The 11,430-nt window shown below is 68.6% G+C and carries 12 protein-coding genes; 10 read left to right on the top strand and 2 right to left on the bottom strand.

Going from position 1 to position 11,430, the window contains the following annotated elements; all coding sequences use genetic code 11:
• Positions 1-14 precede the first annotated feature (14 nt).
• Together ACGFNP_RS08060 and ACGFNP_RS08055 are read left to right on the top strand one after the other, a co-directional pair.
• The gene (locus ACGFNP_RS08060) at positions 15-539 is read left to right on the top strand and encodes a hypothetical protein (protein WP_358318731.1); all 525 of its coding nucleotides are present in this window, start codon (positions 15-17) and stop codon (positions 537-539) included.
• The gene (locus tag ACGFNP_RS08055) at positions 532-1,086 is read left to right on the top strand and encodes a hypothetical protein (protein WP_358318732.1); all 555 of its coding nucleotides are present in this window, start codon (positions 532-534) and stop codon (positions 1,084-1,086) included. The genes ACGFNP_RS08060 and ACGFNP_RS08055 overlap by 8 nt, the downstream gene beginning before the upstream one ends.
• A 22-nt stretch (positions 1,087-1,108) precedes the next feature.
• Here ACGFNP_RS08055 and ACGFNP_RS08050 read toward each other — a convergent pair whose 3' ends face one another.
• Complete coding sequence (locus ACGFNP_RS08050; protein ID WP_393316119.1) at positions 1,109-2,035, bottom strand: LysR family transcriptional regulator; 927 nt, start codon at positions 2,033-2,035, stop codon at positions 1,109-1,111.
• A gap of 221 nt (positions 2,036-2,256) precedes the next feature.
• Here ACGFNP_RS08050 and ACGFNP_RS08045 point away from each other — a divergent pair, with 221 nt between their 5' ends.
• The 4 genes from ACGFNP_RS08045 to ACGFNP_RS08030 are packed head-to-tail and all read left to right on the top strand — an operon-like array spanning position 2,257 to position 5,908.
• On the top strand, positions 2,257-3,144 hold the full coding sequence (locus ACGFNP_RS08045; protein ID WP_358318734.1) for an ABC transporter substrate-binding protein: 888 nt from the start codon (positions 2,257-2,259) through the stop codon (positions 3,142-3,144).
• Entirely contained in the window at positions 3,141-3,992 is an 852-nt protein-coding gene (locus ACGFNP_RS08040) for an amino acid ABC transporter permease (protein WP_358318735.1), read from the top strand. The genes ACGFNP_RS08045 and ACGFNP_RS08040 overlap by 4 nt, the downstream gene beginning before the upstream one ends.
• Positions 3,989-4,753, top strand: a complete 765-nt coding sequence (locus ACGFNP_RS08035; protein WP_358318736.1) for an amino acid ABC transporter ATP-binding protein — start codon at positions 3,989-3,991, stop codon at positions 4,751-4,753. The genes ACGFNP_RS08040 and ACGFNP_RS08035 overlap by 4 nt, the downstream gene beginning before the upstream one ends.
• Before the next feature lie 21 nt (positions 4,754-4,774).
• Positions 4,775-5,908, top strand: a complete 1,134-nt coding sequence (locus ACGFNP_RS08030; protein ID WP_358318737.1) for an FAD-binding oxidoreductase — start codon at positions 4,775-4,777, stop codon at positions 5,906-5,908.
• 2 nt (positions 5,909-5,910) lie between these two features.
• Here ACGFNP_RS08030 and ACGFNP_RS08025 read toward each other — a convergent pair whose 3' ends face one another.
• The gene (locus tag ACGFNP_RS08025) at positions 5,911-7,200 is read right to left on the bottom strand and encodes a cellulose binding domain-containing protein (protein ID WP_393316114.1); all 1,290 of its coding nucleotides are present in this window, start codon (positions 7,198-7,200) and stop codon (positions 5,911-5,913) included.
• A gap of 192 nt (positions 7,201-7,392) precedes the next feature.
• Here ACGFNP_RS08025 and ACGFNP_RS08020 point away from each other — a divergent pair, with 192 nt between their 5' ends.
• The 4 genes from ACGFNP_RS08020 (at position 7,393) to ACGFNP_RS08005 (ending at position 11,429) form a co-directional block, all read left to right on the top strand.
• Entirely contained in the window at positions 7,393-8,022 is a 630-nt protein-coding gene (locus tag ACGFNP_RS08020; RefSeq protein ID WP_358318739.1) for a TetR family transcriptional regulator, read from the top strand.
• 24 nt (positions 8,023-8,046) lie between these two features.
• Positions 8,047-9,642 (top strand): FAD-dependent oxidoreductase, encoded by a 1,596-nt coding sequence (locus tag ACGFNP_RS08015; RefSeq protein WP_393316110.1) that lies wholly within the window; start codon positions 8,047-8,049, stop codon positions 9,640-9,642.
• Positions 9,639-10,541, top strand: a complete 903-nt coding sequence (locus tag ACGFNP_RS08010) for an aldo/keto reductase (RefSeq protein ID WP_358318741.1) — start codon at positions 9,639-9,641, stop codon at positions 10,539-10,541. Before ACGFNP_RS08015 ends, ACGFNP_RS08010 begins: the two co-directional genes overlap by 4 nt.
• Before the next feature lie 333 nt (positions 10,542-10,874).
• Entirely contained in the window at positions 10,875-11,429 is a 555-nt protein-coding gene (locus ACGFNP_RS08005; RefSeq protein ID WP_393316107.1) for a TetR/AcrR family transcriptional regulator, read from the top strand.
• Position 11,430 lies beyond the last annotated feature (1 nt).

Below are 11,430 nucleotides of genomic sequence, written 5' to 3'. Positions count from 1 at the left end.
AGGAAAGGATGGTTATGGCATTCGCGGTGGCGCGGACGAGGGACGAGGCGCATCTCTACCTCGACCTGCACCCGTGCGCGTGCGGGTCGGCGGAGACGACCTGGCACAGTGGGCTGGTCAGCGTCGAGGGCGAGCTGGTCAACCGCTACACGGGCACGTGCGAGGAGTGCGGGACCGCGCGGGAATACCTGTTCGGGCTGCCCGAGCGGCCGGTGATGCCCACGGGCTACCCGACGTTCGGCGGATCGGAGCCGTCGGAGCTGCTCGACGCGGGTGAGTGGCTGTGGGTGGCCGACCTGAGCGCGGGCAACGTACCCGTGGACGATCAGGCCGAGGCCCGGCGGGCGCTGCGGGTCGCGACCGCGGCCGTCGAGGAGGTCATCAAGTTCGCGCCGCCCGGCGCGGACGCCGTGCCCGACGACGGATTCTGGTCCGAGCGCGGGCAGCGGATGCGGGCGGCCGAGCCCGGCAGGTTCGAGCTCGACCGGCTGCTGGTCGTCAAGGACACCTACCAGGACCTGGCGGCCGGTCATGCCTGAGCGCGGCCTGGGCCGTTCGCTGGTGGAGGCGTACGTCTACCTCGACCTGGTGGCCCACGACGGCGAGCCCGGGGCGTCGCGGCAGGCGACGCTCGCGCGGGAACCGGACGGGATCGTGGTGAGCCTGGGCGCTCTGGAGATCCTCGTCCCCTACGAGGCCGAGATCGGCGCGCGGGAGGAGGGCGCGATCTTCGGCTCCGGGCTCTCCGAGCTGATCGACCCCGGTCAGTGGATCCTCATCGCCGCGACGTACACGCGCAGGGCGCTGGAGGGCGCGCTCTTCTACGCCGCCGATCCGTCCGGCGACCACGGCTACGAGAACGTCGAAGCCGACTGGCGCTTCGCCGAGGGCGCCGTGGAAGAGGCGCTGAAGTTCTTCCCGCCGGGCGCGGCCGAGCTGTCTCCCGACGCTTTCTGGACCGAGTCGGGCAGGTCGGTGGCCGAGTCCGACCCCGACCGGCTGACCAGGCGGAAGCTGGAGAGCGACCGCACTTTCTACCGCCGGAGCCTGGACGACTTCCGCCGGCTGCACGCCGAGCCGGAGTGATCCCAACCCCCGTTGAATGGGCTTACACAGCGACGGGGAGGTCCGTGCGCCGGTGCAGGAGTTCGGCGGCGCTGATGAGCATGTTCGTCGCGTGGCCGAGCAGGGGGTTCGGGTCGGTGGCGCGGCTCACGGTGTAGACCCGGCGAATGTGGGCGGCGTCGCCGAGCCGGAACACGCACACGTCGTGCGACTCGATCATCGCCAGCTCCGGCACGATCGCCACCCCCAGCCCTTTGCGGACGAGCTCGAAGGGCAGGTTGTAGTCGTTGGTGCGGAACAGCACGTCGGGGTCGAAGCCGCTGGCCGCGCAGATGTGTGACAGGTTGAGTGAGGCGTCCATCCCCTCGGTGTAGGAGATCCATCGTTCGGCGGACAGCTCGCCGAACTGGATGCGCTTGCGGGCGGCCAGCCGATGGCCGGTCGGTACGAGCACGTAGAGCGGCTCCTCCATGATCAACGTCATGGTCAGGTCCTTCGGCCAGTTGTGCGGCACCATGCCGTACTCGAAGACCACGGCCAGGTCGAGCCGCCCCTCGTTCACCGCTGGAATGGTCCCGTGCGGATCGCCTTCCTCGTAGCGGATGTCCACGTTGGGGCGGTCGCGGAGAAACTCGGCCAGTACGGCGGGCACCAGCCGGAATCCGGCGGACCAGAAGCTGCCGAGCCGCAGTCTGCCCCGGTGGGCGCCGGCGAAGGAGCGCATCTCCTCCTCCGCCGCCTCGAGATCGGCCAGCAACCTGGCGGCCTTGCGGGCCAGCTCGGCCCCCGCCGCGGTGGGCCGGATGCTGCGCGGCAGGCGCTCGAACAGCTGGACACCCAGGGTCCGCTCCAGCGAGGAGACCTGCTGCGAGATCGCCGACGGGGTGAATCCGAGGCGCTTGGCGGCGGTCCTGAGCGAACCGGTGGCGACCACTTCACGGATGGCCTGCAACTGGATCGGGGTGAGCATCGGCCCAACTTAACAGTCCGGCGACTTGCATCACCAGACCGCGACCCACCTTGAGGCGAGACGATCGCCGGTTAGCTGGTGGGGATCCAGAAAAAGGATAAGCAAGACTGAACAGTCTGTGCACAAACGCGCACGCTCGCTCACCTTGCCGTATCTAAACGGACCCCCAATATTGGTGTTTACGGAACGTAGCACTAACCCGAGAGGGGGTGTCCTGCTCGATGCGGTTCACCCAAGCAGCCGCCGCATTCGGCCTGGCGGGACTCCTGTCCCTGACCGCTTGCTCCGGAGGTGGCGCCTCCCAGGCGGCCGCCCCGGCGCAGCAGAAGAGTCAAGAGCTCCACGATCTTCTGCCCGACAAGATCAAGAAGGGTGGCACGCTCAACGTCGCGGCGGGTCACAACTACCCACCGCTGGTCTTCCTCGACACCGACAACAAGTCGGTCATCGGCCTGGAGCCCGAGCTGATGAAGGCCATCGGCCAGGTGCTCGGCGTCGAGGTGACGTTCAACCAGGCCAGCTTCGACAGCCTCATCGCCGGTGTGCAGGCACGCCGCTATGACCTGGCCATCCAGGCGATGCTCGACAAGCCGGAACGCCAGGCGAAGGTCACCTTCGTCGACTACTTCAAGACCAGCAGTTCGCTGCTGGTCCAGGACAAGGACGCTCAGGCGGTCAAGTCGCTCGACGATCTCTGCGGCAAGACGGCGGCCGTCGAGCAGGGCACGGCCCAGGCCGACGACGCCGAGCAGCAGAACAAGAAGTGCACGGCGGCGGGCAAGCCCGCGGTCAAGGTGCTGGTGTTCCCCGACACGGTCGGTTGCCTGCAGGCGGTCTCCACCGGCCGGGCCAACGCCTTCATCGGCGGCACGCCCACCATCAGCTACCAGGCCAACCAGTCCAGTGGCCGGATGAAGCAGGTGGGCCAGCCTTACCGCTTCCTCCCGTACGGGATCCTCGTCAACAAAGAAGACCAGAACCTGGCCAAGGCCGTGCAACAGGCGCTGCAGAAGCTGATGGACAACGGCTCCTACGCCAAGATCCTCGCCAAGTGGAAGATGGACTCGGGCGCCCTGGACAAGGCCGTGATCAACGGCGGCGGGTCGTGACCACGACCCGGCAGACCGCACAACCGAACGCGAAGGCGCAGATCCAGGCCGTCCCGCTCCGTCACCCGGGGCGTTGGGTGGGCGCGGCCGTCCTCGGCTTCGTGGCGATCTTCCTGCTGCAGGGGTGGGTGGCCAACCCGCGCATGGAGTGGAAGGTGGTCGGCGAGTACCTCTTCTCTCCCGCGGTACTGAGCGGGCTGGCCACCACGCTGCTGCTCACTGTGCTCGCCATGGTGGTCGGCGTCGCGGGCGGAGTCGTCCTCGCCGTTCTGCGCATGTCGCCCAACCCCTTGCTGGCGGGGCTGAGCGGGTTCTACATCTGGATCTTCCGCGGTGTGCCGCTGCTGGTGCAGCTGTTGTTCTGGTACTTCCTGTCCGCGGTGGTGCCGACGATCGGACTCGGTGTGCCCTGGGGGCCGACGTTCGTGCAGTTCGACACCAACATGATCATCACCCAGCTCACCGCGGCGGTGCTGGGCCTCGGCCTGCACGAGGCGGCCTACATGGGCGAGATCGTGCGGGCCGGCATCGCCTCCGTCGACCCTGGCCAGACGGAGGCGGCCCATGCCCTGGGCCTCACCCGCTTCCAGACCCTGCGCAAGATCATTCTTCCGCAGGCCATGCGGGTCATCATCCCGCCGACGGGCAACCAGGTGGTCTCCATGCTCAAGACCACCTCCCTCGTCTTCGCCATCGCCGTACCAGAGCTCCTGACCTCGATCCAGGGCATCTACTCCAGGAACTTCCAGCAGGTCCCCCTGCTCACGGTGGCCTGCTTCTGGTACCTCGTGGCCACGACCGTACTGAACGCCGGGCAGCACTACATCGAACGCAGGTTCAGCCGATGAAGACCCTCATCCGCGCGGAAGGCGTGCACAAGCGTTTCGGCACGCTCGACGTGCTCAAAGGCATCGACCTGGAGGTCGCGGAGGGCGAGGTGCTGGCCCTGATCGGCCCGTCGGGGTCCGGCAAGTCCACCTTCCTGCGCTGCATCAACCACCTCGAACGCATCGACGCCGGCCGCCTGTACTTCCGCGACCGCCTGATCGGCTACGAGGAGCGTGGCGGAAAGGTCTACGAACTGCCGGACAAGGCGATCGCCGCCCAGCGGGTGGACATCGGGATGGTCTTCCAGCGCTTCAACCTCTTCCCGCACATGACCGCGCTCGAGAACATCATGATGGCGCCGATCATGGCCAAGCGGGAGCCGAAGGCGGAGGTACGCGAGCGCGCCCACGCCCTGCTGGCCAGGGTGGGACTGGCAGACAAGGCGCACAGCCGCCCCGACCAGCTCTCCGGTGGCCAGCAGCAGCGCGTCGCCATCGCCCGTGCCCTGGCGATGCGGCCCGGTCTCATGCTGTTCGACGAGCCGACCTCGGCCCTGGACCCCGAGCTCGTGGGCGAGGTCCTGGACGTCATGCGCGACCTGGTGCGTGCGGACGGCATGACGATGATCATCGTCACCCACGAGATGGGATTCGCCCGCGAGGTGTGCGACGCCATCGTCTTCATGGACGACGGGGTCGTCGTGGAATCCGGGCCCCCCGGCGCCGTGCTCGGCGAACCCCGGCACGAGCGCACCCGGGCATTCCTCAGCAAGGTTCTCTGACCCCGAAGGAAAGATATCCACGTGTCCCGCGTCATCGTTCTCGGTGCCGGAGTGCTCGGTGCCTCCGTCGCCTACCACCTGGCCGTCGCAGGGGCTCAGGTCGTCGTCATCGAAGCCGGCGGCCCCGCCGGGGGGACCTCCAGCGCGACCTTCTCCATGGACGTCACCCATCTGAAGACCCCACGCACCTATTACGAGCTGAACCGCGCCAGCGCCGCCCTGCACGCCACGCTGGCCGAGGAACTCGGGGGCCCTTCGTGGTGGCACCCCATGCCCGCCATCCAGTGGGGTGACAGCGAGGAGAGCCAGGCAGGGCTCAGGGAGCGGGCCGTCCGCCTCAAATCCTGGGGGCATGCCTGCCGCATCGCCGAACCGTCCGAGCTGCGCGAACTCGCCCCCGCCGTCGACCCCGCGGCCTGCACGGCGAGCGAACTCGTCGTCCACGACCAGAGCGCGTGGTACGACGCCCCGCTCTTCGTCCAGCGCCTGCTCGATCACGCCGCCACGCTCGGCGCCGACATCAGGTACGGCCTGCGGGCACAAGCGCTGATCCGCAGTGGCGACACCGTCACCGGCGTCGAGACCGGTACGCGACGCTGGGAAGCCGACTGGGTGATCAACTGCACCGGCCCGGACGCCGACCGCGTCGCGGCGCTCGCCGGCACCGATCTCCCCATGACCCGGATCCCCGGGCTGGTGGGGGAGAGCACCCCCATCCCCGGACTCCGGCTCGACGCGATCCTGGCCACGCCCCAGGTGGACCTGCGTCCCGCCCCCGGAGACCGGATCTGCTCCATCTCCTGGCCCGTCGACGCGCTGCTCCCCGGCCAGGGCGACGACGCCCTGGCGGAACGGCTGCACGCCGGCGGCCAGCGGATCCTGCCCGCGCTGCGCACCGCCCGGCTGGCCGGCGTCCGTCTCGGCGTCCGGCCCGTACCGGCGGACGGCCTGCCACTGGCGGGCACGCACCCCGACGCCCCCGGCCTCTATCACCTGGTCACCCACAGCGGCGTCAACCTCGCCCCCGAACTCGGCCGCCTCGTGGCTCAGGAGATCATCAACGGCGACGGTCCCGACCTCGCCCCGTACCGCGTCACCCGCGACATCGCGCCATCCGTGAAGGACGAAAGCCTGACCCTCATGACCACGAGCTGAGCCTATGAACAGGTGATGCCGGCCGGGCCGGGCGTGGACGGGCCGTTGGCCTGGAAGCCGAAGGTGGCCGACGCGCCCGGCGCCAGGCTCGTGGCCCAGCTCGGCGCCTTGATCGTCCAGGTGGTGCCCGACGACGTGATGGTGGAGCTCCAGGCGTTGGTCAGGGTCACGCCGGACGGCATGGTCCACGTGACCGTCCAGTTGTTCCAGGCCGCGGTCCCCGTGTTCCGCACGGTGACGCTGGTCGTGAAGCCGCCCTGCCAGGCGTTGGCGACCTGGTAGTTCACGCCGCAGGAGACACCGGTGCCGCCCGTGGGCGTGGGAGTGGGGGTCGGCGTGGGTGTGGTGGTCGGGCCGTTCGAGGTGGTGTAGCCGACCTTGGTGTAGGGCGTGCCGCATTGCGGGTTGCAGCTGGACGGAAGCGTGAAGCTGTACACGCGACCGCCGTTGATCAGTGTGTCCGTGACGTCTCGGACCCGGATCTGGTACTGGCTGCCGCCCGACGTGGTCCCGCCGACGATGTAGGACTGGCCCATGTCGCCGTTCATCTGGGCGGTCTGCCACGCTCCGTTGGCGAAGTACTCGACGCCGTGAATGCCGTTGGCCAGGTGCGAGACGGAGATCGCCGGCCACCAGACCTGGGCGGACTGCATGAACCCGATGTCGATGTCGCCGCTGTAGTTGGGCGCGGGGATGAACGACCAGGTGAGGTGCCGGTTGTTCCAATGGCCGGGATACATGTCCCCGACCGCGGCGCCGTTCTTCACGAACCGGTTGAGTGAGTCCTTGGCCAGGTCCAGATGGTACGGATCGTCGCGGCACCAGGCGTTGGAGTCGCCGCAACTGTCGGCGACCAGCATGGTCAGCTTCGCGCCGTTGTAGGCATCGGCGACCCAGGAGCCGTTGCGGCAGAACGGCTGATTCTGCGCGCCATCATTGGTGCCCGTGCAGAAATCGCTGACCTCTACCTGGACGTAGCGGCCGCAGTTCAGGCCGTTGTTCCACAACCCGGCCTTGCTGAGGTTGGCCCCCGTCAACGGCCGGGGGTAGAAGGTGTAATCGCCGGGCGTGTTGTAGACGTTGAGCGCGACGAAGTCCTGGGAGTCGATGTTCGCCTGGGGCACTCCGCAGCCACCGTACGGCGTGCCGAGCCCGTCGAAGTAGGTGGCGTTGCCCGTCACAGGACCGGGCGGGTCGCTGACCGCGCCGGCGGGCTGTTCCGTCAAGGGCACCAGGGCGCACAGCGCGACCAGGAGACCGGGAAGCAGGATGGCGAGTAACCGGCGACTCATCTGACTCCCAACGCAGGAAGGTTCGACACGAACCTCCCCGCAGAGTGTCGGCCGGTCAAGCAGCGACGCGGGCGAACTGGGCAAATGCCCCAAAACTACTGAAACTTTCATCAACACCCCGAAAGCGTTGGCGAAAAATCTTGCCAAAACGGCATTTTTGCATTTTTGGCAAGATTCGCTACGGTGGTGGACATGACGGCTGACGAGAATGTCGGTATCGGGCTGCGGGAGCGCAAGAAGCGGGAGACCCGGCTCGCGCTGAGCCAGGCCACGATCCACCTGTGCGTCGAGCGCGGGTGGAGCAACGTGACGGTGGAGGACATCGCCGCAGCGGCGAACGTGTCCGTACGCACCTTTCGTAACTATTTCTCCAGCAAGGCCGAGGCGATTGCCGCCAGCCACCTGGAACGCGCGCTGCGGATCGCCGACGAACTGCGCGCGCGGCCGGTCGATGAGCGGCTATGGGACTCGATCGTGAGCGCGGTCCAGGCCCACCTCGCACCGGGCGAGGGCAACGGCGGCGGGTCTCCCCAAGACCAGCGCCGGCACGACGCGCTCCGGCTCCTGCTGACCGAGCCGGCGCTGCACGGCGAGATCCTCAAGGCGGACGCGGCCGCGAAGGACGAGCTGGCCAAGGCGATCGCCGAGCGCACCGGCACCGACGTGGCCCATGACGTCTACCCGAAACTGGTCGCCGCGGTGGTCAGCGCGGGCAGCGCCGTGGCCGTCGAGCACGTCCTGAGCGCCGATCGGCCGATTCCGCTCGCGCCGCTGCTGCGCGAGGTGTTCGACCAGCTCACCGCGGGCCTTCCCGTCCCCTAAGAACCACAGAAGGAAAAGACGTCAATGATCACAGATGTCGTTATCGCCGGCGGCGGTCCGAACGGGCTGATGCTGGCCTGCGAACTGAGCCTGGCCGGGGTCCGGCCGATCGTGCTGGAACGGCTACCGGAGCCGAGCGAGGAACCGAAAGCGAACGGATTACTCGGCCAGGTCGTGAAAATGATCGACCGCCGCGGGCTGTACGAACGTCTCAGCGGTAACCCGGCACCGCCGCAGCCGAACTCCGCGTACTTCATGTTCGGCGCGATGGGCCTGGACCTGAGCCTGCTGGCGGACAGTCCGATCTATGCCCTGCCGGTACCACAGCGCCGCATTGTGCAGGTCCTGCAGGAGCGCGCCATCGAACTGGGCGTGGAGATCCGGCGGGGACACGAGGTCGTCGGCCTGTCGCAGGACGACGACGCGGTCACCGTCGACGTCGCGAGTCCGGGCGGGGCGTACCAGCTGCGGGCCCGGTATCTCATCGGCGCGGATGGAGCCCACAGCACCACCCGCAAGCTCTCCGGCATCGAGTTCCCCGGCATCACCTACGACCGGATGACGCTCCGCTCAGCGCACGCGACGATCCCGGCGGACTGGGTCGATCCCGCGACCGGCGCGCTGAACGTGCCCGGCTATGGCGCTGTTCTGCCGTTCCTGCCGCACCGCACCGAGCATGGAGGGTTCTCCTACGCGCCGATGCCCGGCCACCCGCCGCTGATCAGTGCCACAGAGTGGGACCAGCCCGCGACCGACGCCCCGATGAGCCTGGAGGAGTTGCGGGCGAGCATCCGCCGCGTGCTCGGCGTCGATGTGCCGCTTGGTCCGCCCGACGGCGAAGGTCCGCACGCGCTGCGCCGAATGACCGGGGGTAACACCCGGGTCGCCGAACGGTTCGCCGACGGCCGGGTGTTCCTGATCGGTGACGCCGCCCACGTGTACGGCGCCACGGGGGGTGGACCCGGACTCAACCTCGGCCTGCAGGACGCGATCAACCTCGGCTGGAAACTCGCCGCCGAGCTCCGGGGAGGCGCCCCGCCCGGACTGCTGGACAGCTACGAGACCGAGCGGCGATCGGCCGCCCACCGCATGGTCCTGAACGCACGGGCGCAGTCCGCCCTGATCGCCCCCGGCAGCGACGTCACCGGCCTGCGCGAGCTGTTCACCGAACTGCTCCGCGACCCGAACACCGTACAGCGCCTGGCCGAACTCACCGCGGGCGCCGACGTCCGCTACGACATGGGCGAACCCGAGGCGCACCCGCTGACCGGCCGGTTCGCCCCGGACATGGAACTGCGCACCCCGTCCGGGCCGGTCCGGCTGGCCGAGCTGACCAGAACCGCACGCCCTCTGCTGCTGGACCTGACCGAAGACGCATCGCTCGCCGAGACGCTCGCCCCGTGGCACGACCACGTCGACATCGTCACCGCACGCCCCCAGACCCCCGCGCCCACAGCTCTGCTCCTTCGACCGGACTGCTACGTGGCCTGGGCATCGGCATCACCCCAACCAGATCCCGCGGAGTTGGAAGCACTCCGAGCAGCCTCGCGGCGGTGGTTCGGCGCCATCGAACCCGCCCACGCCAGGACGGCCGAGACCGAAAAGAGGACGATGACGTGACGCTGCCAACCGCGAAGCTGGGCAGAACAGGGTTACAGACGAGCCGCCTCGGCTACGGAGCGATGGAGCTGCGCGGGCCACAGGCCTGGGGCAAACAGATAAGCGACGATGAGGCCCGCACGCTGTTGAACACGGTCCTCGACTCGGGAGTGAACCTCATCGACACCTCGCCGGACTACGGCGACGCCGAGGAGCACATCGGCCGCTGGATCTCCCACCGGCGCGACGAATTCATCCTCTCCAGCAAGTGCGGCTGCCCACTCGCCGCGGACGGTTCGCCGCACGTCTACACGAGGGCGAACGTCCGCGCGTGCGTCGAACAGAGTCTGCGCCGGATGCGCACCGACCACCTTGACATCCTGATGGTGCACATGAGCCCGAGCGTCGCCGTGATGCGGGCCGAGGACACCATCGCCGAGATGCTGGCCCTCCAGGACGAAGGCGCGATCCGCTTCACCGGCATGTCAGGGAATCTGCCCAACCTTCCGGAGCACATCGCGATCGGGTCGTTCGACGTTTTCCTCCTCCCTTACTCGGCGCTCGACCGCTCCCACGAGGAACTCATCACCGCCGCCGCGGCAGCCGGCGCGGGGACGATCGCGCGCGGCTCGGTCGCCCGCCCGCTCGTGGCTCCGCCCGAGGCCATACCGGAGCCAATACGCCGGCCGCTCGCCGACCGCCACGCGCGGCTCGCCGCCGCCGGCCTGGACGATCTGGCGGACGGCGCCTCGACGATGGAACTCCTGCTCCGCTTCATCCTCAGCCACCGAGATCTGCACTCGTTGATCGTCGGCTCGACCGACGCGGCGCACATGCGGGCCAATGTCGCCGCCGCCCAGAAGGGCCCGCTCCCGACGGACGTGTACGACGCGCTGCGGGATCGCCTCAGCGAGACGTAGGAGACTCATGTCGAGTGCGGCATCCGTGACGTGAACGACACCTTCGCTGAGACTCACTCGCAAGCTGGCGCGGATGCGGCCGCCTGGATGCTCGCGCAGCATGCCGCCCAGCGCAGATGCCTGCCCCTGCTGGAAGAGGGCTCCGGGGCGATACGGGTATACGCCGATGCCTCTGTCGTCCGCCAGATCCTGCACTCAGTGATTTTCGTCAGGATGGCGGCATGCGCCTGCTCCGAGTGCGCACCCGCACGCCGCCTGGCACGAGCTTGACGAGCGCCACGGTTGAAACCCTCTGATACATTGAATAAACGTTTACTCAACGAGATGAAGGCGATGGCCAGGACGCGAAGCGAGCAGGCGGCGTGGCGCCGGGAGCAACTGTTGGACGCGGCGCTGACGGTGTTCGCCGACAAGGGCGTGGACGGGGCCACGGTCAAGGATGTGGCGCAGGCAGCGGGCGTCACTCCCGGCCTGCTGTATCGCTACTTCGACAGCAAAGAGGCGATGGTGGAGACGCTCCTGTCGGAGCGAGGCTTCCTGCCCCGGCTGCGTGAGTTGCGAGCCGAGCCGAACGACCCTCGCCCGGCCACCCAAGTGCTGACAGAGCTGCTGGAGTCCTTCGACGGGTTGCTGGCCGGCCACGCCGACCTGATGGCGTTGTTCTTCAGCGCCGCCCAGGCCCGTGCGCCGCTGGCGGCGCTGGTGAGCGAGGGGCAGCGGCTCATCGGCGGCTTCCTGGCCGAGCGGGTCGCCGCCGGTGAGCTTCGCGGCCACGACACCGCCACCGCGGCCCGGACCCTGTTCGCCACCGTGGCCGTCAATCGGCGGCTGGGCACCCCCATCGATATCGCGGCCCTGGTCGGGCTGCTGTTTCCGGAAGAGGGATGAC

The sequence above is a fragment of the Nonomuraea sp. NPDC049269 genome, assembly GCF_043197155.1.
GTDB lineage: Bacteria > Actinomycetota > Actinomycetes > Streptosporangiales > Streptosporangiaceae > Nonomuraea.
Note: the sequence above shows the minus strand (reverse complement) of the source record. Positions and strands in the feature narration are given on the sequence as shown.